Here is a 20,016-nt window from a genome sequence, read left to right on the forward strand (position 1 = left end):
GGGGCTCGGGCGCGTCGTGGCCGTGGCGCTCGGGCGGGCGGGCTATGCGGTCGTGCTCGCCGGGCGGCGGCAGGCGAGCCTGGATGCGGTCGCGGCGGAGATCGATGTGGCGCAGGTCGTCGAGGCGGACGTCACTGACCCCGCGTCCGTGGATCGGCTGTTCGCCCGCGTCGCCGAAGTGCATGGGCGGCTCGATCTGCTGTTCAACAATGCGGGCATCTTCACCCCGGCGGCTTCGATCGAGGCGGTGTCGCTGGCGGATTGGCGCGCCAGCGTCGAGACCAACCTCACCGGTGCCTTCCTGTGCACGCAGGGCGCGTTCCGAATGATGAAGGACCAGGATCCCCGCGGCGGGCGGATCATCAACAACGGCTCGGTCTCCGCCCACGTGCCGCGGCCGCACTCGGCGCCCTACGCGGCCACCAAGCACGCGATCACCGGCTTGACGCGCGCGACCTCCCTCGATGGGCGCCCCTACGACATCGCTTGCGGCCAGATCGACATCGGCAACGCCGCCACCGAGATGACCGACGGCTTCGCTGCAGGCGTGCGCCAGGCCGACGGCTCGATCCGCCAGGAGCCGGTGATGGACGCGCGCCATGTCGCCGAAGCCGTCCTCTACATGGCCGGGCTGCCGCTGTCGGCCAACGTCCAGTTCATGACGCTGACGGCGACGACGATGCCGTTCATCGGGCGCGGCTGAATCGCGCGTCCCGTGGCGCGTCCCACGCGGCGACGGGCTTTTGCCAAGCGGCGGCCGGGCGCCTAGAGGATGGCGCGACGGTCCCGCGCTTCCGCGCGGGCCGAACCGAATTCCAAGTGACCGACCCGAGACGCGGGTCCGAGAGCCGTTTTCACGATGCTGATGCAGCCGCAGACCAAGATCGAGGCGAAACCGGCCGCCGACCCGGTGGCGCGGCGGCGCACCTTCGCGATCATCTCGCACCCCGATGCCGGCAAGACCACGCTGACCGAGAAGCTGCTGCTGTTCGGCGGCGCGATCCAGCTCGCGGGCGAGGTCAAGGCCAAGCGCAACCGCGTCTCCACCCGATCGGACTGGATGGGCATCGAGAAGGAGCGCGGCATCTCGGTCGTCACCTCGGTGATGACGTTCGAGTATGGAGACTGCGTCTTCAACCTGCTCGACACGCCGGGCCACGAAGATTTCTCCGAGGACACCTATCGCACGCTGACGGCCGTTGATTCGGCCGTGATGGTGATCGACGCGGCCAAGGGCATCGAGGCGCGCACCCGCAAGCTGTTCGAGGTTTGCCGGCTTCGCGACATCCCGATCGTCACCTTCGTCAATAAGCTCGACCGCGAGGCGCGCGAGCCCTTCGAGCTGCTCGACGAGATCGAGAAGACGCTGGCGCTCGACGTGGCGCCGATCACCTGGCCGATCGGCCGCGGCCGCAACTTCGCCGGCACCTACGAGCTCGGCGGCAACCGGGTCCGCCGGTTCGATGCGGCCGACGACGCCGGGACCGAGTCCGTGGCAGGATTCGCCGACCCGCTGTTCGACCGGCTGCTCATAGAGAACGGCGAGGCCGACGCATGGCGCGAGGAGGTCGAGCTGGCCGAGGGCGGGCTGAAGACCTTCGACCTCGACGCGTTCCGCGAGGGCCATCTCTCGCCGGTGTTCTTCGGCTCGGCCCTGCGCAACTTCGGCGTCCGCGACCTGATCGACGGGCTCGCCCGTTTCGCGCCGCCGCCGCGCGGGCAGGATTGCGACAAGCGCACGGTCGCGCCGACCGAGCCGAAGATGACCGGCTTCGTGTTCAAGATCCAGGCGAACATGGATCCGAACCACCGCGACCGGATCGCTTTCATGCGGGTCTGCTCGGGCCAGCTCCGGCGCGGCATGAAGGCGAAGCTCGTGCGCACCGGAAAGCCGATGTCGCTCTCCGCGCCGCAATTCTTCTTCGCCCAGGACCGCGCCATCGCTGACGAAGCCTTCGCGGGCGACGTGGTCGGCATCCCGAACCACGGAACCCTGCGCATCGGCGATACGCTCACCGAGGGCGAGGACATCGTGTTTCGTGGCGTCCCGAGCTTCGCCCCGGAGCTGCTGCGCCGGATCAAGCTCACCGACGCAATGAAGGCGAAGAAGCTCCGCGAGGCGCTGCAGCAGATGGGCGAGGAGGGCGTGGTCCAAGTCTTCGTGCCGCAGGACGGCTCGGGTGCCATCGTCGGCGTCGTCGGCGCGCTACAGCTCGACGTGCTGAAAGAGCGGCTGCAGGGCGAGTACGGGTTGCCGATCGACTACGACGCGACCCGGTTCTCGGTCTGCCGCTGGGTGTCGTCGGATTCGGAGGTCGAACTCGACAAGTTCGTCGACTCGCACGGCTCGGCGATGGCGAAGGACCTCGACGGGGCGCCGGTCTTCATGGCGACCACCGCCTTCTCGCTCCGCTACGAAGAAGAGCGGTACCCGGCGGTGCGCTTCACCGACATCAAGGACTATCAGAAGCGGCAAGCATGAGGGTCTGAGCCGCTCAGCCTCGCCTTAGAACTTCCCCAGCATCGGGAAATCGACGCTGAGCGTCGATTCCGAGGCCATCGGCGCTTCGCGCTTGCGCGGCTTGCGGTTGAGCACCTGCTTCAGCTTGGTCTTCAGCACCGCCATGTCGAACGGCTTGAGGATGAAGGCGTCGGCGCCGGCCTGGTGGGCGACGTTGATGTCCTCGAAGTCGAACGACGCCTCGGTCAGGATGAAGGGCGTGTTCATCAAGTCGTCGTCGCCGCGGATCTCGCGCAGCAGGGTGAGGCCGTCCATCGGCTCCATGTCGAGGTCGGAGATGACGAGGGCGTACTTGCGCTGCCGCAGGCGCTCGAGCGCCTCGACGCCGCCGGTCACCCCCTCCACGTCCGCGAATCCGATGCGGTTCATCAGCATCACGATGAGACGGAGGAGCTTCTCCTGGTCGTCGACGATGAGGATCGGTGGCGTGTCGGTCATGACATCGTCTGCGACATGGATCCGGGAGGGAGTCGGGGATCGGACGGTCAGCTTGAGCCCGAGGTATGAAAAAACTGCTTCGCGGCACCGCGTGCGCCGAATCCGACAGTCTTGATCCCGATCAGATGAAGAGGTGGTCGATGCCCTGCTTCGACATCTCTTCGGTCTGCAGTGCGAGCGACAGCGCGTGGATCGCGCTCGCCCTGGGCGTGCCGCGCTGGAACATCGGCATCAGGTTCGCCTTGGCGAAGTGCACGTCGTTCGTGGGCGAGCGAATGCTGCTCCGGCACGAATTGACGAACTCGCGCTTGGTGATCTCGCGCCACTCGCAGATCTGCACGTCGCGGTGGCGGTCGTCGGCGAGGATGCGGTTGAAGGTCTCGTGCACCGAGGTACGCTCGCCCTCGATCACCTGGGCGGCGAAGGTCTGCTCGACCAGCAGGAAGCTGGTGATCACCGAAAACTCGTTTTTCTTCTGCGCATGCCGCGTGATCTCGCCGACTTGGCCGGCGCGGATCTGGACATCCGACGACAGGGCCAGCCGCGAGAAGTAGATCAGGTGGACGAGGCTGGTTCGCTTGGCACGCATGGGGACTCCCGTCCGGAGGACGCCGTCCCGTTCTAGCCTGTCGCCGATAAGGGCCGGTAAACGCTGCCCACCCGGCAGAAGATGCCGGGGAGGACACGTCGCGGCGGTGCGTTCCTGCCGGGTTCGGCGGTCCGCATCCAATGAAAACAACGACTTGGCCGTGGCACGCCGGTTGCGGATCGACACCCGATCGGGCGAGTGCCGTTTGGGCGCCGCCTTCCCGGGAAAGACGGCGCGTCATGGACATCTTCACCGCGTTGCAGACGGCGGTCTCGGGCCTCAAGGCCCAGTCCTACGCCATCGACAACATCTCCGGGAACATCGCGAACTCGCAGACCACCGGGTACAAGCGCATCGACACCAGCTTCGTCGACCTGCTAGCCGAGCAGACGCCGAAGCACGAGGTCGCCGGCACGGTGCTGGCGCAGTCGCAGATGACCAACAGCATCCAGGGCAACATCGCCTCGTCCAGCGTCACGACCAACATGGCCATCAACGGGGACGGCTTCTTCACGGTGATGGCCAAGACCGGCGACGCCAACGGGCAGACCAGCTTCTCCGGCACACCGGTCTACACCCGCCGCGGCGACTTCGCCCCCGACAAGGACGGCTACCTCGTCAACGGCGCCGGCAGCTACCTCCAGGGCCAGAACTACGATGCGGCGACGGGGCAGGTCTCGAGCACCGGCCCGATCAAGATCGCCAACCAGACGCTGGCGGCCAAGCCGACCACCACGATCACCTACGGCGCCAACCTGCCGGCGGCGCCGGCGACGGCTAACTCATCGACCACCAAAAGCTCGCTCTACGCACCGACCGACACCAGCGTGCTCGTCACCGACACCACCGGTGCCGCGACCGCGGGCAAGAAGGTCCTTGCCGCGAACGCGCAGGACTTTGTGAACAGCAGCATCGCGGGGCCGGCGCTCACCGCCTACACCACCACCGGCGCGCCGGTCGCGGTCAACACGCGCTGGGCGAAGATCCAGGATGCCACCACCGCGAATGCGAGCGCGACGCCGCCGACGGCGGACAAGCCGGCGATCTGGAACCTGTTCTACGCCTCCGACAGCTCCGTCGCCCTGAACAAGAGCGACTGGGTGAACGCCGGCACAGGCTTCACCTTCGACGGCAGCGGCCAGCTGGTGCAGCCGTCCGGCGGCAAGGCGACCATCACCGACCTGACGGTGAACGGGACCAACCTCGGGAGCGTCGGCCTCGCCTTCGACAAGACCACGCTGACCCAATACGCAGCCTCGTCCGGTGCGGTGACGACGAACGCGCTGACGCAGGACGGATACGCCTCCGGGACCCTGAACTCCGTCGCGGTCGGGAGCGACGGCAGCATCATGGGGGCGTTCTCGAACGGCTCTTCGGTGAAGCTCGCCTCGGTCGGGGTCGCCCGCTTCATCAATCCGGACGGGCTGAAGCCGCTGTCGAACGGCACCTACGCGCAGACGCTCGATTCCGGCGTGCCGCTCGCAGGGCTCGACGGCTCGGCGGTGGTCGGCGCCAGCAACGAATCGTCGAACACCGACATTGCGAGTGAATTCTCGAAGATGATCGTTACCCAGCAGGCGTATTCCGCCAACACGAAGGTGATGTCGACCGCGCAGACGATGATGTCCGACCTGCTCAACATCATTCGCTGAGGACCGGCCGTCCCCGCGCGGCAGTTGAGAGAGGATCGTCGGCCACATGCCCCTGAACGCGCTCCAGACGGCCACGGCGGGCCTGAAGGCGACCCAGACCGCCATGGGTCTGGTTTCGCAGAACGTCGCCAACGCGGGCACCGCCGGCTACGTCAAGCGGACGATCGCGACGGTCTCGTCGGGGCCGGGCAACTCGGGCGTCTCCGTCGGCGCGATCACCCGGAGCTTCGATGCGGCCGCGCTGAAACAGCTTCGCCTCGAGACCGCCGGCTCCGCCTACACCAGCACCAAGGCCGACATCACCGGCCAGGTCGGCGCACTGTTCGGCACGCCCGGGAGCACGACCGCACTCGACGGCCTCGTCAACAGCTTCACCGGCTCGCTGCAGAACCTCGCCGCGAACCCGACCTCGGCCGCCGCCCGAAGCACCGTGCTCAGCACCGCCTCGAACCTCGCCAACAACATCAACGGCATCGCAAACAGCGTCCAGGCCCTGCGCACCGGGATCGAGTCCAGCCTCGGCAGCCAGACCGCCAGCGCGAGTTCGCTCCTCGGCGGCATCGCCGCACTCAACGTCAAGATCCAGTCGACCACCGACGACCTGACGCTCGCCGACCTCAAGGATCAGCGCGACCAAAAGGTCACGGAGCTGTCCGGCTACCTCGACGTCCAGACTACCGAGCAGCGCGACGGCACCCTCTCGATCACCACCAGCTCCGGCGTGAACCTCGTCAGCGGGAGCACGGCGGCGACGCTCGGCTTCGACGGGCGCACCACCCTCGGCGCGAATTCGACCTATTCGACCGATCCCGACCAGCGCAGCGTCGGCACCGTCACGGCGACGACGCCCGGCGGCGGCAAGATCGACCTCGGAGCGCCGGGCGTGCTGCGCTCCGGGTCGATCGCCGCCAACCTCGAACTGCGCGACACGACGCTGCCGCAGGTGCAGCGCCAGCTCGACGACCTCGCGGGCGGGATGGCGAGCGCGCTCACCGACACGAGCACGTCCGGCACCATCGACGACACCGGCGCCACGATCGACCTCACCGGGATGCAGCCCGGCAACACGCTGACCCTCACGGTGAAAGCCGCGAACGGGTCCATGCGCAACGTCATCCTGGTCGCGTCGAAGGGCGCGACAGCGTCGGTGGACCCGAGCCAGACCGACGACGGCACCGCGATCACGCAGGCTTTCGATCCCGCCAAGGGCCTCGTCGGCGTTCAGGAAGCACTCGCCAAACTGAACCTGGGAGCCGGTGCGGCGCTGTCGGCAACCGCCAGCGGCGCCAAAGTGACCATTCTGGGCAGTGGCGGTCCCAATGTGGTCGCCGCCACCGCGACGAAGACCGTGCCGGCGAGCGCCACCGACTTCTCCTCCGCCTACCCGCAGATCGCGCTGTTCGTCGACGGGTCGAGCAAGGGCCTGTTCACCGGATCGTTCGATGCCGGCTCGCAGCTCACCGGCTTCGCGCAGCGCATCACGGTCAACCCGGGGCTGACGGCCAACACCGCGATCCTGACCGCGCCCGGCGCCACGAACACCGGGACCGGCGCCACGCGGGCGCAGTTCGCCTTCGACGCGCTGACGACCGCCCAGCAGACCTTCTCGTCGTCGAGCGGGATCGGCGGCGTCGCCGCGCCTTATAAAACCAGCGTGACCACGTTCGCGCAGGACGTCATCGCCGCGCAGGGGGCGGCGGCGGCCAACGCCGCGAACCTCGATGCCGGGCAGAGCGTGGCCCTGTCCACCGCGCAAGGGCGGTTCGCCAAGAGCGCCGGCGTCAACGTGGACGAGGAAATGTCGAACCTCATCGCCCTGCAGACGGCGTATTCCGCCAACGCCCGCGTGCTCACCGCCGCCCGCGACATGCTCGACACCCTCCTGCGGATCTGAGGGACACCATGACCACGATCAGCCCCTTCGCCGCCGGCACCTACGTCAACACGCGCTCGACTTCGCAGTTGCTGTCGCTGAAGGGCCAGCTCGACACCCTGTCGACGCAGCTCTCCACCGGCCGCACCGCCGAGACCTACGCCGGCCTCGGCGCCGGGCGCAGCACCAGCCTGACGGCGCGCGGGACCCTGAGCGCGTTGGACGGCTACGATGCCGGCATCGCCAGCGCGCAGACGCGTGTCACCCTCGCCTCCACCAGCCTCCAGCAGATCGCCAAGCTGACGGCCGACCTGCGCGGCGGCATCGCCTCGAACCTGCAGCCGGCGACCGGCACCACCGTCACGCCGCAGCTGGCGCAAGCCAACCTCGACGGTGCGCTCGATGCGCTGAACCAGAACGCGGCCGGGCAATACCTGTTCGGCGGCCGCGCCACCGACGCGGCTCCGGTGAAGTCGACGGACGTCATCCTGAACGGCGACAAGACCACGACTCCACCGCAGGACGGCCTCGTCACGCTGGTCGCCGAGCAGAAGGCGGCCGACCTCGGGACCGGCGGACTCGGGCGCCTCCAGCTCGGTGCCGTCAGCGCCGGAAACACGTTCCAGCTGTCCGAGGATCAAGGCGACGCGACCGGCGAGACCCGCGCGAACTTCGGGTTCCGCATCGCCGGGAAGCCGGCGACCACCGGGGCCATCACCGCGACGGTCGATCCGGCGCATACGGGCCTGCCGGCGACGGTGACGGGGCTCGACCATGCGCCAGTGGCCGGCGAAAGCTTTCGCGTCACGGTCAACCTCGCCGACGGCAGCCAGAAATCCTACGACCTCACGGCGAGCAGCACCGTGCCAGCGGGCTCGACCACCGCGTTCGGCGTCTTCGCCACCCCGGCCGCTGCGGCGGCCGGGGTGAACGCCTTCGCGCTTGCACAGGGCGGCACCGTCGCCAGCGTTCAGAGCGGCAACACGCCGGCCCTGAATGCGACCTTCGGCAACGGCACCTATGCCGCCTACGACATCGGCCTCTCGGGCCAGCCGGCGGCCGGCGACAGCATCACGGTCCAGCTCGCGCTCCACGACGGCAGCACGACCAGCGTAACGCTGACCGCGGGCGCGAGCGTCTCTACCGGCTCGACCACCACCTTCGCCATCGGTGCCGACGTCGCCACGACGACAGCCAACCTCAAGGCCGCACTCGGCACCGCGCTGGCTACCGCCGCCGCCGGCCCGCTCTCGGCGAGTTCGACCACGCGGGCTTCGGAGGACTTCTTCTCCGCCTCGAACGCTTCCGGACAGGCGCCGAAGCGCATCGACACGACCGGCGCGACGCCGACCTACAAGGATGCAGCCTCGACCAGCACCGTGATCTGGTATCAGGGCGACGCCGCGAACACCGACCCCCGCGCCACCGCCTCGATCCGCGCCGGGGCGAACCTCGATGTCGCGATCGGCGCGCGGGCCAACGAGGTGCCGATCCAGAAGGCGCTCGCGGGCTTTGCCGCGCTTGCCGTCGACGGCCTCGCCGACCCCAAGGCCACCACCACCCCCGGCCGGCTCGCTGCCTTGAGCAGCAAGACCTACGATCTCCTGGGCAAGGCGTCGAACGATCCGAGCCTGGTGGCGATCGCCACCGATTTCGGCCTCGCCGCCAGCACCCTGACCTCGGCGAAGTCGCAGAACGCCGCCACCCGGCTGACGTTGCAGAACGTCGTCGACGGCGTCGAGAGCGCGCCGATCCAAGAGGTGGCCGCCAAGCTGCTCGAGGTCCAGAATCGGCTTCAGGCGAGCTACCAGATCACCTCGTCGCTCTCGAAGCTGTCGCTCGTGAACTACATGAGCTGACGCGGTCGCGAACCGGATCGCTGGAAGGATTTGATCGACGCCGAGCCGCCGGCCTATCGTGGTGCGAAGGGCCGCGCCCCGCTGCCCGGCGCGGCCCTTTGTGAGCTGCGAACCGCCGGGGACGACATGTCAGAGCAGCGCCGGTCGTCGACGAGAACGGGCACCTTCGCCGGACCGCGGCGCGTCGGACTGCTCCTGGTCGGCATGCTTTCGCTGTCGCCCTGCGAGGCCCGGGATCTGGAGAAGGCGCCGGCGCGGGAGACCGCGCAGCCTTGTCCGGGATACGGCGCCGGCTTCGTGCGGACGCCGGGCGGCTCGACCTGCGTGCGGGTGTCGGGTCGGGTCCGCGCCGGCGCCGACCTCGCCATCGGCCGAGACGTGACCACGGCGCCGACGGCGGCCGGGCGCTTCGCGATCGACGCCCGCACCGAGTCCGATCTCGGCCCGGTGCGGACTTATGTCCGGATCGGCAACGGGCGCCGGTGACGCGTCTACAGGTTGCGTGAGAACGTCAGCGGCCCGCTGGCCGTGCCGCGGCCGTAAGGGGAGGGCGCCCGCGACGGTTGGCCGTAGACGCTCGGCGTGCTGGCCCGGCCGAGGTCGGCCGCGAGCGACTTGATCAACCCCTCGGACACCGTCCGCGCCGTGCCGAGCACCGCCTGGTTGGACTCCACGGCCTGCGTGAAGCGGCGGTGGGCGCCCTTCAGCAGCTCGACGCCGGCCGGCGCGAAGCGCGCGAGCGCGACCGCGTTGGCCTTGGCCACCTCGAGCCCCTGGAGGTAGGCCCCGGCGAGCGCCGCCTTGGCCTCGGCCTCCGCGAGGCCCTCGCGCAGGCGCCCGACGCGGACATGGCCGGTCTCGGCCGCGAGCACCGCCTCAAGCGCCTGCATGGTCGACATCACCGCGCCGACCAGCGCGTCGGCACCGGCGCGGTCGGCGACCCGGAAGGAGGGATCAAGCCGCACGGCCGGCCCCCGCGACGGCGCCGGCGCCGCCCTGCATCTTCATCATCTCGGAGAACACTTGGTTGGCGATGCCGACGCCGCCGCTCTTCATGATCTGGCCGGCATATTCCTTGGTCAGCATCGAGCGGTAGACGCCGCCGCCGGTGCCGTTCTCGCCGAGCGGTCCGTCGGTCCCCTCCGACTGGGTCAGCCGGTCGAGGGAGGATTCGAGGAACATCGACTCGAAGTCGTTGGCGGTCTTGCGCGCCTTCTTGGAAGCCGCCTCCGTCGAGGCCTGCGCCGTCTTCGAGGCGGTTTCGGCGATGGCGCCGGTGATGGCCTTGCCGACGCCGACGGCGGCGGAGACCGCGAAGGTTGCGAGTGGCAGCATGGTCCAGGTTCTCCGGTTCGGGTGGACGTTGGTGATCACATCAGCTCGATGTCGGCCTGCAGCGCGCCCGCGGCCTTGATCGCCTGCAGGATCGAGATCAGGTCGCGGGGACCGACGCCGAGGGCGTTGAGGCCGTCGACGAGGTCGCGCAGCGTCACGCCCTCCTTGACCAGGGCGAGCTTGTTGCCGTCCCCGGTGTCGACCTTGACGCCGGTGCGCGGCACCACCGCCGTGCGGCCGTTCGAGAGCGGGGCGGGCTGGCTCACCTGCGGCTGCTCGGTGATGGTGACGGTGAGGTTGCCCTGGGCGATCGCCACCGTGGAGACGCGCACGTCGCGGCCCATGACGATGATGCCGGATCGCTCGTCGACCACGACCCGAGCGGTCTGGTCCGGCTCGACCTTGAGCTGCTCGATCTCGGTGATGAGCCGGATCATGTTGCCGTTGTACTTGGCCGGGATCTGGATCGTGACCGTGGCCGGATCGGTCGGCTCGGCGGTGTCCGAGCCCATGAAGTCGTTGATCGCGGCCGCGATCCGCTTCGAGGTGGTGAAGTCGGGGTTGCGCAGCGACAGGCGCAGGGAGCGCGCGTCGGTAAGCTTGAACGCGATCTCACGCTCGATGTTGGCGCCGTTGGCGATGCGCCCGTTGGTGGGGACGCCGCGGGTGATCTTGGCGGCGTCGCCCTCCGCCGAGAAGCCGGCGATGGCGACCGAGCCCTGCGCTAGGGCATACACCTCACCGTCGGCGCCGAGCAGCGGCGTGACGAGGAGGGTGCCACCCTGCAGGGACTTCGCGTCGCCGAGCGACGAGACCGTGACGTCGATGCGCGTGCCCTGTGCCGCGAAGGGCGGCAGGCTCGCCGTGACCATCACTGCGGCGAGGTTCTGCGTGCGCATGGTGGCGCCGCGGGTGTTGACGCCGAGGCGCTCCAGCATCGCCTGCAGCGATTGCTTGGTGAAGGGGATGTTGTTGAGGGTGTCGCCGGTGCCGTTGAGGCCGACGACGATGCCGTAGCCGACGAGCTGGTTGGCGCGCACGCCCTCGATCTGCGCGAGATCCTTCACCCGCGAGAGCGCCATCGCCGTGCTGCCGCCGAGCACGAGCAGGGCGACCGCCAGGACGAGGCGCAGGATTTCGCGGATCTGGGCGTGGCGCTTGGGCATGCCGGGCTTCGTTGGAGTTGCGGACGTCCGGTATCCTGCCAGCGCCGTGCCACCTCCGCGCAAAATCTAAGTCTTTGATCCAATACGATTTTGTGAGAACGAAGCCTGGCCTGGAGCGCTCGCGTCCCTCGCGTTTCCTGCCGACCCGGCAGGTTCTGCCGAGGCATTTACCCGGTGTTAACCCTGCCGACCGGAAGGTCGGCTCGGGCGCATTCCGCCCGTAGGGTCAGCGAAGCGATGCGCGTCGAGAACCGTCCGGGGGCCGTGGGGACGACCTCCGTCGGGGGCACGCGCAAGGGCGAATCCGGTCCGAGCTTCCAGGTCGGCGCCGGGCCGGGCGCGCAACGCAGCGCCGGCACGGGCGCCACGACCACGCTTGCCGGCCTCGACGCGATGTTGATGCTGCAGGGCCAGCCCGACACCCCACACGAGCGCCGCCGCCGTTCGGCCAGGCGGGGCCACGACCTGCTCGACGGGCTCGACCGGCTCAAGGCGTCGCTCCTGTCCGGCCGGGTCGCGACCCACGAACTCCTTACCATTGCCGGCCGCCTCTCCGAACGCGCCGAGTCCTGCGGCGACCCGCGCCTCGACGGGCTGATCGCCGACATCGAACTGCGCGCGGCCGTCGAGCTCGCCAAGGTCGAAGCCGCTCGCGGCGCCTGAACGCCGCGCAGGGTTGACCCCACGGTGCACCCATGGCTCATACCGTCGCTGGCACCCCTGACTCCGTAGCTCAGCTGGATAGAGCAGCCGCCTTCTAAGCGGCAGGTCGAAGGTTCGAGCCCTTCCGGGGTCGCCACGCCAACCTGCTCACCAGCGACCGCGTCCCGGCGCTCACACCGACCCGACCTCTTCGAGATCGAGCGTCAGGGTGGCGCGCAAAACGACCTTGCCGTTCTGGTCCCGGACGATTGCGAGGTAGTCCTGGCGGTCGGTGACCGCATCGAGCAGTTGTGCCACCCGCCGCATCACCTGGACCAACCTGGCTTGCGCCGCCGTGATGTCGGGCAGGTCGAAGCCCTGGGTGTCGCGAACGAAATTCGTTCCGTCGTGAAGGTCGATGTAGAACAGCGGCATCCGACGCACCTACCGTGGGAACCGCCTGCTACGTACACCGAGGGGTGGTTGCGAGGTACGGCTACGTAGTCGCAGGTTGCATCATAGGCTTCGCTCGATGCGTTCCTCGATCTGGGACAGAGAGAGCGCGACTTGCCGCGGTGGACGCTCGCGAATGCCGCCGGTCGGTCGGCTTCTGCACCGGCGTTCGCGACACCATCCCGCAACAAATCTCTTGAACTTTCGAAGGGCGCTTTCGTGAGCTTCCGCGTTCTTCAGGCCGAAGGGCCGCGTTTCGCGTGCTCGGGGGTAGCAGGCCTAATGGGTTTGGCGCGATGACGGATGCACGCCTCGACGAGGCTCGAGCCCGACTGCTCACCGTTTCCGACATGCCCGGCTTGGTTGTGGCCCTGCGTGAGACGGCGCGTTCTATCGCGGAGTCCGACGGGATCGCCGTGGTGCTGCGGGACGGCGACTTCTGCCACTACGTCGCCGAGGACGCGATCCGCCCGCTCTGGCGCGGACGTCGGTTCCGCCTGGAGGCGTGCATCTCCGGTTGGGTGATGCTGAACCGGCAGATGGCGGTCATCCACGACATCGAAGCAGATACTCGCCTTCCTGTCGCGGCGTATCAATCCGCCTGGATGCGCAGCCTGGTGATGATGCCGATCGGCTCGCCGGAGCCCTCGGCCGCGCTCGGTGCCTATTGGAGCGCCTGGGTCGAACTCGACGACGGCACGGTCGGACGCCTGCAGGCCTTGGCCGACATGGCGACCGAGACCATGGTGCGGCTGCAGGCGGCCGACTACGCCGTCGTCCCCCGCGAGCCGGCGCTCAGCGCTTGAGCGCGGCGCCTAAGATCGAATCCGGTCTCGTGCCGGAACGTCGCATCCTACCCTGGGTTGGTCGAAGCGTGCATCACGCCAACCACTAGGGAGAAACGCCATGAAAGCGCTCACGCTCGCCCTCGCCGGAACGCTGCTCCTCGGATCGGTCGCCCTTGCCGCCGAGGGTGGTTCGGACACCACCAAATCCGGCACCATGAACAGCACAGGCCCGAACGATGCCGGCGCGGGCTCGTCCCCGGGCGCGGCAGGCAGCGGACCGACCACCGGCGACAAGAGCCGCTCCGGCACGTCCAACAGCACCGGCGCCAACGATGCCGGCGCCGGCTCGACGCCGGGCGCATCCGGCAAGGGCACCAGCGCGCCCACCCGCTGAGAGCGGGTTCGCCCCGTGGGATCGGTCGGCCGCCCGACTGATCCCGGCTGCCAAAGCACTTTTGCGAGACCGAACCTCGGCGCTGCGGGAGGCGGCACACGGAGCATTGGAGTGCCGAACAGGCTTCGTAATCGCGATTCCTATTGATCGACACGGACGCGTGTTCCGGACAGCGCCTGGAAAACCGAAACCATCGCGCTCCCCGATCGCCGACGAGGCGATACGATGTCGTGTGTGCGGAACCGTCCGACGGGGAACGCTCCCTGACAGACGACGTTCTAGCGGGGAAGCGCGGCTGTTCGCGCCCGGGTTCTCTCAGCATGCCTACGCCCTCCCCCGGTCCCCGAAGCGCGTCGTCGGAGGACGGGTCGGTCGTCTGGATGCTGATGCTGGGTTCGGCGCTGATCGCCCTCGTGGCGGCGCAGACGCGGAAGGGCATGCCGGAGGCGACCGCCACCGCGGATCCAGCTTTCGAGCCGCGGCCGCAGCAGCGGGTCGCGCCGAACGGGCAGGCCGGCGCCCGGTCGCATTCCGGCCGGTCGGCGCAGCGCGTCGCCGACACCCAGCCCGAGCGCGGCCGGGCCGCCACCGATCCCACCCAGATCACGGCCGCCGGCTGGAAGGACGTCGCGGTTCGCACGTTCCTCGAGTTCAACAAGGACCGCGTGCTGTCGGTCGCCGCAGGCGTCACCTTCTACACCCTGCTGTCGCTGTTTCCGGCGGTGGCGGCGCTCGTCTCCTGCTACGGGCTCTTCGCCGACGTGAACGTCATCAACGATCACCTCGCCAGCCTGCAGGGCGTGCTACCCTCGGGTGCGATCGAGATCATCGGCGACCAGGTCAAGCGGATCGCCGCCAAGGGCGGCGGCACCCTCGGGTTGACGTTCTTCACCAGCCTTGTGTTGTCGTTGTGGAGCGCGAACGCCGCGATGAAGGCGATGTTCGACGCGCTGAACGTCGTCTACGAGGAGCAGGAGAAGCGCAGCTTCGTCATGCTGAACCTGCGCTCGCTCACCTTCACCGTCGGCGCCCTGGTGTTCACGATCTTCGCGCTCGGCTCGATCGTGGTGCTGCCGGTGGTGTTCAACTTCATCGGTCTCAGCGAGGGCGCCTGGTATGTCGCGGCCCTGCGCTGGCCTGCGCTGGTGGTCGTGCTGCTCGGCGGCCTGTCGCTGCTCTATCGCTACGGCCCGAGCCGCGAGCGCGCCCGCTGGCGTTGGGTCGGGGTCGGCAGCGTCGTGGCTGGCCTGCTCTGGCTCGTGGCCTCGCTGCTGTTCTCCTGGTACGTCTCCAGCTTCGGCAATTACAACGAGACCTACGGCTCGCTGGGCGCCGTGATCGGCTTCATGACGTGGATCTGGATCTCCTCCACGATCGTGCTGCTCGGCGGCGAGATCAACGCCGAGATCGAGCATCAAACCGGTCAGGACACCACCACGGGACCCGCCCTGCCGCTCGGCGAGCGCGAGGCGCGCATGGCCGACACCGTCGGCGCGGCGGCGTGACCGGCTCGCAGGCGCGGCCGCCCGGCCCCATATCGCGCCGACATCCACAAGCGGAGGATACGATGAGCGGATCGGATACGATGTCGGCGCCGGAGGCGCGGAGCGAGGCCGAGTGGAAGGCGACGCTCACGCCCGAGCAGTACCGGGTGCTGCGCGAGCACGGCACCGAGCGCGCCGGCACGAGTTGCCTGCTCGCGGAAAAGCGCCCGGGCACCTTCACCTGCGCCGGATGCGGCACGCCTCTCTTCGTCAACGAGACCAAGTTCGAATCCGGAACCGGCTGGCCGAGCTTCTTCGAGCCGCTCCCCGGCGCAGTCGAGACGCAGGTCGATCGCAGCCACTGGATGGTTCGCACCGAGGCGCATTGCGCCCGCTGCAAGGGGCATCTCGGCCACGTCTTCGACGACGGCCCGGCGCCGACGGGCCTCCGTTACTGCATGAACGGAACATCCCTCGCGTTCACGCCGAAGGAGCCGGCCTCGGGAACGGTCTGAGGTAGGATAACAAGCGTCATCCAAGGTCTTGCGGCGTCCCGGTCTTGATTTCGTCGGCTTTTTGCTTAGTCCCTAAGCGGATCGACGGGCGGCGAAGGCCCTTTCCTTGGCGGACGACAGGCACGCGCCGCCAGGATCGACGCGCGGGACGGCCGGGCGTTTTAACGCTTCGCCCGGCCTCCCCTGCGGTCTTCCCCGCACGAAGCAGTACGGGCGGCATCTCCGGCGGTCGCCGGAGCGTCCTTGAGCGGAGGTTGAGTATGAGCGTCGTCCGGCGGTTTCTCGTGGCACCGGCCCTGGTGCGTCTGATCCGCAAGGAGCGCGGCGGCGGCCGGATCACCGAAGGCTACTTTGCACCCCAGGGCGGGCGGACCTCGTTCGTCCGGGTCGACGGGCAGCAATGCCACCTCGTCCTGGTGACCAAGGATGCACAGGGTGCGGCCGCCGAGGAGCGGACCGACGTTCCCCGCGCCCACGGCGACGCGCTGCTCGACGTCTGCTCCGGCAAGGCCGCCTACGACCGCACCGCGGTGTCGCTCGGCGCGAAGGAGGCGATCATCGACCGCTACGTCAGCCCGGGCAGCCTCGATCTGGTCAGCGTGAGCTTCGACGAGCCCGGCGAGGCCGCGGCCTTCAGCGCCCCGGCTTGGTTCGGCCGTGACGTGACGGACGACGCCACGTTCGATCGCCAGGCGCTGGCGCTCCAAGGCATCCCGTCCACGGGCGAGATCGGCCTGAGCAACGCGGCGCTCGACGCCGTCCTCGATCTGATCGAGCCGCGCTTCGGCTTCGGCCGCTACGGCGCGAATGCGCGGACCGGCGACAAGCCGGCCGAGAAGGACGGCGTCGTCGACGCGCTGCGGCGGATCGCGGGTTCCGGCGCGCCGGCTGTAGCAGCGGCAGTTGCCGCCGCGCCCGTCGTCGAGGCGCCGCCCACTCCCGAGCCCGCGGCCCCGGAGCCGGTCGCGTCCGAACCCGAGCCCGCCCCGGCGCCGGCACATGTCGCGTCGGCCGAGCCTGAGCACGCCGCCGAGGCCCAGCCGCAGGACGCGCGGATCGACGACGTGATCGAGAGCCTGTCGCAGGCACTCGGCGCGGCGATCCAGCAGCCGCCGCAGGAGCCCGCGGGCGACGATCCGGCCTCGACCTTCGAGCGCTGGACCGTCCGTCCCCGTCGGAATCAGCAGACCTGAGCGATAGACCGCTTTTACACTGATCGTTCGACGTCCGAGGACCGTCGCCGCAGCTGCGGCGGCGGTCTTCGCCGTTCGGGGCCGCCGCTACGGGTCAGCGACGGATGACGACGCTCGCCCCGCCGTAGCTCCTGGCCAGGCTGAACAGGCGGCTGGCATGGCCGGGCGCCAGGCGGACGCAGCCGTGGCTGGCGCGGCGGCCAAGCTGCCCGACCGAGTAGGTGCCGTGGATCGCGTAGCCGCCGCGGAAGAACATGGCGTGCGGCATCGGCGAGCCGTGATACTTGTGCGAGCGCCACATCGGCGCCATCAGCCCGACCCGGAAGTTGCCGTTCGGCGTCACGTAGCCGCTACGCGCCGTCGAGACCGGCCAATCGTGCGAGAGCGCGCCGTTGACGTAGACGCGCATGCGCTGGCGGGACTGGTCGACCTGAGCCACGATCCCGGCGCTTGCCGGCAGGGTGAGGGCAAGGCAGAGGAGGCCGCCGGCGGCGGCGAGGGCGGCACGGATCTGGGGCACGATGAAGCTCCGGCAATCAAGCAATCCGGCCGATGGACGACACCGTCCGGCGTCGATGTCGACGCGACCGCTACGACTTCAGTGCCCCCTGTACTCTGCCGCGAAAAGGCCGTTTTTCCTGGAGGAACAGGTTTTTGTCACGGGTTCGGCGTGTGGAAATACTCAGCCGCCGTTGAGGCTTGGAGCCAACTTCGCTAGCCTCCGGCAAAATGGGAGGGTGCACGGCAAGCGTGCACGGGCGGAATCATGGCGCAGGCGATGCACGGTTCGACGAGCGTGGCGGGGACCGCGAAGGCGGTCGCCCCGGAGCCCTGGTACAAGGTGCTCTACATCCAGGTGCTGATCGCGATCGCGCTCGGCATCCTGCTCGGCTACGTCGACCCCGGCTGGGGCAAAGCGATGAAGTGGCTTGGCGACGGCTTCATCGCCCTGATCAAGATGATGATCGCGCCGATCATCTTCTGCACCATCGTGCACGGCATCGCCTCGATCGGCGACCTGAAGAAGGTCGGTCGCGTCGGCCTCAAGGCGTTGATCTATTTCGAGGTCGTCTCGAGCTTCGCGCTGCTGATCGGCATCGTCGTCGGCGAGGTCGTCCGGCCGGGCGCGGGATTCGGCGCCGACCTGTCCAAGCTCGACGCTAAGGCGGTCGAGAGCTACGCCAGCAAGGCTGCCGCCGACTCCACCATCGCGCACATCCTGGGCCTCATCCCCAAGAGCTTCTTCGACGCGATGGCCACCGGCGACCTGCTCCAGGTGCTGCTGATCTCGATCCTCACCGGCTGCGTGCTCACCGGAATGGGCGCGAAGGGCGAGGCGATCACCAACGGAATCGACGCCGCCGGCCAGGTGTTCTTCCGCATCATCGGGCTGATCGTGAAGCTCGCCCCGATCGGGGCCTTCGGCGCGATGGCCTTCACGGTCGGCCAGTACGGCATCGGCAAGGTCGTCGACCTCGCCTGGCTCGTGGGCACCTTCTACACCACCTCGCTGCTGTTCATCTTCGTCGTGCTCGGCGGCATCGCGGCGTTCTGCGGGTTCTCGATCTTCAAGTTCCTCGCCTACATCAAGGACGAGCTCCTGATCGTGCTCGGCACCTCCTCGTCGGAGACGGTGCTGCCGCACATGATGACCAAGATGAAGCGCCTCGGCGCCTCGGACTCCGTCGTCGGCCTGGTGATCCCGACGGGTTACTCGTTCAACCTCGACGGCACCAACATCTACATGACGCTCACCACCCTGTTCCTGGCGCAGGCGGTGGGTGCGGACCTGACCTTCGGCCAGTACGCGACGATCTTCCTCGTGGCGATGCTGACCTCGAAGGGCGCCTCCGGGGTCACCGGCGCCGGCTTCATCACCCTGGCCGCGACGCTCGCCGCGATCCCGGGCACCCCCGTCCCGGTGGCGGCGATGACGCTGGTGCTGGGCGTCGACAAGTTCATGTCCGAGTGCCGCGCCCTGACCAACCTCATCGGCAACGGCGTCGCGACGATCGTCGTCTCGCGCTGGGAAGGCGAGCTGGACAAGGCCAAGCTCAACCAGGTGATGGCGCACCCGATCTCCATCGGCACGCACATCTCCGACGAGACGCCCGAGCCGATGACGGTCCAGAGCGGCCCGGCCGCGCCGAAGATCGCCGCCGCGGAGTGAGCGGGTCGCGCACCGGGGCGGTCTTCCGCCTCGGGATCGATCTCGGAGGCACGAAGATCGCCGGCATCGTCCTCGATGCCGGCGGTTTCGTTCTGGCGGAGGCTCGGGTGCCGACGCCGCGGAACGACTATGCCGGCACGGTGCGGACGGTCGCGGAGCTCGTCGCCCGGCTCGAGGTGGAGGCCGGCTCGCCCTGCACCGTCGGCGTCGGGATGCCGGGGGCGATCTCGCCGGCGACCGGCCTGGTGAAGAACGCGAACTCGCACTGGCTCAACGGGCGGCCGTTCGGCGCCGACCTCGAAGCCGCGTTCGGGCGTCCCATCCGCATCGAGAACGACGCCAACTGTCTCGCGGTGTCCGAGGCGGTGGATGGCGCGGGCGCCGGGTCGAGCCTCGTCTGGGCTGTGATCCTCGGCACCGGCGTCGGCTCCGGCATCGCCTGGGACCGCCGGCCGCTCGCCGGCCGCGGCCGCATCGCCGGCGAGTGGGGTCACAACCCGCTGCCGAACCCGGACGACGACGAGCGGCCCGGGCCGGCCTGCTATTGCGGGCGCCACGGCTGCATCGAGACCTGGGTGTCGGGGCCGGCGCTCGCCGCCGACCATGGCCGCCGCACCGGCATCACCTGCTCCGGCGAGGCCGTCGTCGCGGCGATGCGCGCAGGCGAGGCCGGCGCGCGGGCGAGCTTCGCCGCCTATCTCGACCGGCTTGGCCGCGGTGTCGCCCACGTGGTCAACATCCTCGATCCCGACGTGGTCGTGATCGGCGGCGGCCTCTCGCGGGTCCCGGAACTGATCGGCGGACTGCCGGCGGCGACCGCGCCGCACGTGTTCTCGGACCGCTTCGACACGCCGATCCGCGAAAGCCTGCACGGCGACGCCTCGGGCGTGCGCGGCGCTGCGTGGCTGTGGGATGCCGAATAGGCGTCGTGCTTAAGAAAAGGC

Annotated in this window: 21 protein-coding genes and 1 tRNA gene; 15 read left to right on the forward strand and 7 right to left on the reverse strand. The window is 69.0% G+C overall.

The features are described from left to right. Nucleotides 1-703 (forward strand): SDR family oxidoreductase (locus tag FV234_RS20160; RefSeq protein ID WP_147831256.1); only part of this gene is annotated, 703 nt, incomplete at its 5' end. A 156-nt stretch (nucleotides 704-859) separates the two neighbouring features. After that, nucleotides 860-2,482 (forward strand): peptide chain release factor 3, encoded by a 1,623-nt coding sequence (locus FV234_RS20165; protein WP_147764934.1) that lies wholly within the window; start codon nucleotides 860-862, stop codon nucleotides 2,480-2,482. A gap of 24 nt (nucleotides 2,483-2,506) precedes the next feature. Here FV234_RS20165 and FV234_RS20170 read toward each other — a convergent pair whose 3' ends face one another. Next, nucleotides 2,507-2,959, reverse strand: coding sequence for a response regulator (locus tag FV234_RS20170; protein ID WP_147752383.1), 453 nt, complete (start codon nucleotides 2,957-2,959; stop codon nucleotides 2,507-2,509). A gap of 121 nt (nucleotides 2,960-3,080) precedes the next feature. Continuing rightward, nucleotides 3,081-3,548: a BLUF domain-containing protein gene (locus FV234_RS20175; protein WP_147752384.1), complete on the reverse strand. Its 468-nt coding sequence runs from the start codon at nucleotides 3,546-3,548 to the stop codon at nucleotides 3,081-3,083. 239 nt (nucleotides 3,549-3,787) lie between these two features. On the opposite strand from FV234_RS20175, the gene FV234_RS20180 reads away from it, so the two are divergent. The 4 genes from FV234_RS20180 (at nucleotide 3,788) to FV234_RS20195 (ending at nucleotide 9,418) form a co-directional block, all read left to right on the forward strand. Then, nucleotides 3,788-5,200 carry a flagellar hook-basal body complex protein gene (locus tag FV234_RS20180; RefSeq protein ID WP_147831258.1) on the forward strand — a complete coding sequence of 471 codons (1,413 nt, stop codon included), beginning with the start codon at nucleotides 3,788-3,790 and terminating at the stop codon, nucleotides 5,198-5,200. A gap of 46 nt (nucleotides 5,201-5,246) precedes the next feature. After that, nucleotides 5,247-7,094, forward strand: coding sequence for a flagellar hook-associated protein FlgK (gene flgK / locus FV234_RS20185; RefSeq protein ID WP_147831260.1), 1,848 nt, complete (start codon nucleotides 5,247-5,249; stop codon nucleotides 7,092-7,094). A gap of 8 nt (nucleotides 7,095-7,102) precedes the next feature. Further along, nucleotides 7,103-8,932 carry a hypothetical protein gene (locus tag FV234_RS20190; RefSeq protein WP_147831262.1) on the forward strand — a complete coding sequence of 610 codons (1,830 nt, stop codon included), beginning with the start codon at nucleotides 7,103-7,105 and terminating at the stop codon, nucleotides 8,930-8,932. A gap of 126 nt (nucleotides 8,933-9,058) precedes the next feature. Beyond that, nucleotides 9,059-9,418: a porin gene (locus FV234_RS20195; RefSeq protein WP_246686246.1), complete on the forward strand. Its 360-nt coding sequence runs from the start codon at nucleotides 9,059-9,061 to the stop codon at nucleotides 9,416-9,418. A gap of 5 nt (nucleotides 9,419-9,423) precedes the next feature. Here the strand turns inward: FV234_RS20195 and FV234_RS20200 are convergent, their stop codons facing one another. From FV234_RS20200 to FV234_RS20210, 3 genes are read right to left on the reverse strand one after another with little or no spacing between them, the layout of a single operon-like run. Further along, nucleotides 9,424-9,897, reverse strand: a complete 474-nt coding sequence (locus FV234_RS20200) for a hypothetical protein (RefSeq protein ID WP_147831264.1) — start codon at nucleotides 9,895-9,897, stop codon at nucleotides 9,424-9,426. Continuing rightward, complete coding sequence (locus FV234_RS20205; RefSeq protein WP_147764938.1) at nucleotides 9,887-10,267, reverse strand: rod-binding protein; 381 nt, start codon at nucleotides 10,265-10,267, stop codon at nucleotides 9,887-9,889. The genes FV234_RS20200 and FV234_RS20205 overlap by 11 nt, the downstream gene beginning before the upstream one ends. Nucleotides 10,268-10,302: 35 nt before the next feature. After that, complete coding sequence (locus FV234_RS20210) at nucleotides 10,303-11,433, reverse strand: flagellar basal body P-ring protein FlgI (protein ID WP_147764943.1); 1,131 nt, start codon at nucleotides 11,431-11,433, stop codon at nucleotides 10,303-10,305. Between the two features lie 237 nt (nucleotides 11,434-11,670). On the opposite strand from FV234_RS20210, the gene FV234_RS20215 reads away from it, so the two are divergent. Then, nucleotides 11,671-12,096, forward strand: coding sequence for a flagellar assembly protein FliX (locus FV234_RS20215; RefSeq protein ID WP_147764939.1), 426 nt, complete (start codon nucleotides 11,671-11,673; stop codon nucleotides 12,094-12,096). A 59-nt stretch (nucleotides 12,097-12,155) separates the two neighbouring features. Continuing rightward, nucleotides 12,156-12,232, forward strand: a tRNA-Arg gene (locus tag FV234_RS20220). Between the two features lie 35 nt (nucleotides 12,233-12,267). On the opposite strand, the gene FV234_RS20225 is transcribed toward FV234_RS20220, so the two are convergent. After that, nucleotides 12,268-12,510: a hypothetical protein gene (locus FV234_RS20225; protein ID WP_147752392.1), complete on the reverse strand. Its 243-nt coding sequence runs from the start codon at nucleotides 12,508-12,510 to the stop codon at nucleotides 12,268-12,270. Between the two features lie 368 nt (nucleotides 12,511-12,878). On the opposite strand from FV234_RS20225, the gene FV234_RS20230 reads away from it, so the two are divergent. From FV234_RS20230 to FV234_RS20250, 5 genes are all read left to right on the forward strand, one after another. Further along, a complete protein-coding gene (locus tag FV234_RS20230) occupies nucleotides 12,879-13,334 on the forward strand; it encodes a GAF domain-containing protein (RefSeq protein ID WP_246686248.1) in 456 nt (151 codons plus the stop codon). 100 nt (nucleotides 13,335-13,434) lie between these two features. After that, complete coding sequence (locus FV234_RS20235; protein WP_147831269.1) at nucleotides 13,435-13,710, forward strand: hypothetical protein; 276 nt, start codon at nucleotides 13,435-13,437, stop codon at nucleotides 13,708-13,710. Nucleotides 13,711-14,030: 320 nt separating this feature from the next. Next, nucleotides 14,031-15,215, forward strand: coding sequence for a YihY/virulence factor BrkB family protein (locus tag FV234_RS20240; RefSeq protein WP_187273743.1), 1,185 nt, complete (start codon nucleotides 14,031-14,033; stop codon nucleotides 15,213-15,215). 62 nt (nucleotides 15,216-15,277) lie between these two features. Further along, nucleotides 15,278-15,709: a peptide-methionine (R)-S-oxide reductase MsrB gene (msrB, locus tag FV234_RS20245; protein WP_147831271.1), complete on the forward strand. Its 432-nt coding sequence runs from the start codon at nucleotides 15,278-15,280 to the stop codon at nucleotides 15,707-15,709. A 260-nt stretch (nucleotides 15,710-15,969) separates the two neighbouring features. Further along, nucleotides 15,970-16,902, forward strand: coding sequence for a hypothetical protein (locus FV234_RS20250; protein ID WP_147831273.1), 933 nt, complete (start codon nucleotides 15,970-15,972; stop codon nucleotides 16,900-16,902). A gap of 94 nt (nucleotides 16,903-16,996) precedes the next feature. On the opposite strand, the gene FV234_RS20255 is transcribed toward FV234_RS20250, so the two are convergent. Next, the gene (locus tag FV234_RS20255; RefSeq protein WP_246686247.1) at nucleotides 16,997-17,422 is read right to left on the reverse strand and encodes a L,D-transpeptidase; all 426 of its coding nucleotides are present in this window, start codon (nucleotides 17,420-17,422) and stop codon (nucleotides 16,997-16,999) included. A 258-nt stretch (nucleotides 17,423-17,680) separates the two neighbouring features. Here FV234_RS20255 and FV234_RS20260 point away from each other — a divergent pair, with 258 nt between their 5' ends. Beyond that, a complete protein-coding gene (locus FV234_RS20260) occupies nucleotides 17,681-19,072 on the forward strand; it encodes a dicarboxylate/amino acid:cation symporter (protein ID WP_147752408.1) in 1,392 nt (463 codons plus the stop codon). Further along, nucleotides 19,069-19,995, forward strand: a complete 927-nt coding sequence (locus FV234_RS20265) for an ROK family protein (protein ID WP_147831275.1) — start codon at nucleotides 19,069-19,071, stop codon at nucleotides 19,993-19,995. The genes FV234_RS20260 and FV234_RS20265 overlap by 4 nt, the downstream gene beginning before the upstream one ends. Nucleotides 19,996-20,016 lie beyond the last annotated feature (21 nt).

It is taken from the genome of Methylobacterium sp. WL8, assembly GCF_008040045.1.
GTDB classification, from domain to species: domain Bacteria; phylum Pseudomonadota; class Alphaproteobacteria; order Rhizobiales; family Beijerinckiaceae; genus Methylobacterium; species Methylobacterium cerastii.

What these genes read in the sequence shown, in the direction of transcription:
- FV234_RS20165 (WP_147764934.1), top strand. Translation starts at nt 860, where the DNA reads ATGCTGATGCAGCCGCAGACCAAGATCGAGGCGAAACCGGCCGCCGAC.
- FV234_RS20170 (WP_147752383.1), bottom strand. Translation starts at nt 2,959, where the DNA reads ATGACCGACACGCCACCGATCCTCATCGTCGACGACCAGGAGAAGCTC.
- FV234_RS20175 (WP_147752384.1), bottom strand. Translation starts at nt 3,548, where the DNA reads ATGCGTGCCAAGCGAACCAGCCTCGTCCACCTGATCTACTTCTCGCGG.
- FV234_RS20180 (WP_147831258.1), top strand. Translation starts at nt 3,788, where the DNA reads ATGGACATCTTCACCGCGTTGCAGACGGCGGTCTCGGGCCTCAAGGCC.
- flgK (WP_147831260.1), top strand. Translation starts at nt 5,247, where the DNA reads ATGCCCCTGAACGCGCTCCAGACGGCCACGGCGGGCCTGAAGGCGACC.
- FV234_RS20190 (WP_147831262.1), top strand. Translation starts at nt 7,103, where the DNA reads ATGACCACGATCAGCCCCTTCGCCGCCGGCACCTACGTCAACACGCGC.
- FV234_RS20195 (WP_246686246.1), top strand. Translation starts at nt 9,059, where the DNA reads ATGTCAGAGCAGCGCCGGTCGTCGACGAGAACGGGCACCTTCGCCGGA.
- FV234_RS20205 (WP_147764938.1), bottom strand. Translation starts at nt 10,267, where the DNA reads ATGCTGCCACTCGCAACCTTCGCGGTCTCCGCCGCCGTCGGCGTCGGC.
- FV234_RS20210 (WP_147764943.1), bottom strand. Translation starts at nt 11,433, where the DNA reads ATGCCCAAGCGCCACGCCCAGATCCGCGAAATCCTGCGCCTCGTCCTG.
- FV234_RS20215 (WP_147764939.1), top strand. Translation starts at nt 11,671, where the DNA reads ATGCGCGTCGAGAACCGTCCGGGGGCCGTGGGGACGACCTCCGTCGGG.
- FV234_RS20225 (WP_147752392.1), bottom strand. Translation starts at nt 12,510, where the DNA reads ATGCCGCTGTTCTACATCGACCTTCACGACGGAACGAATTTCGTTCGC.
- FV234_RS20230 (WP_246686248.1), top strand. Translation starts at nt 12,879, where the DNA reads ATGCCCGGCTTGGTTGTGGCCCTGCGTGAGACGGCGCGTTCTATCGCG.
- FV234_RS20235 (WP_147831269.1), top strand. Translation starts at nt 13,435, where the DNA reads ATGAAAGCGCTCACGCTCGCCCTCGCCGGAACGCTGCTCCTCGGATCG.
- FV234_RS20240 (WP_187273743.1), top strand. Translation starts at nt 14,031, where the DNA reads ATGCCTACGCCCTCCCCCGGTCCCCGAAGCGCGTCGTCGGAGGACGGG.
- msrB (WP_147831271.1), top strand. Translation starts at nt 15,278, where the DNA reads ATGAGCGGATCGGATACGATGTCGGCGCCGGAGGCGCGGAGCGAGGCC.
- FV234_RS20250 (WP_147831273.1), top strand. Translation starts at nt 15,970, where the DNA reads ATGAGCGTCGTCCGGCGGTTTCTCGTGGCACCGGCCCTGGTGCGTCTG.
- FV234_RS20260 (WP_147752408.1), top strand. Translation starts at nt 17,681, where the DNA reads ATGCACGGTTCGACGAGCGTGGCGGGGACCGCGAAGGCGGTCGCCCCG.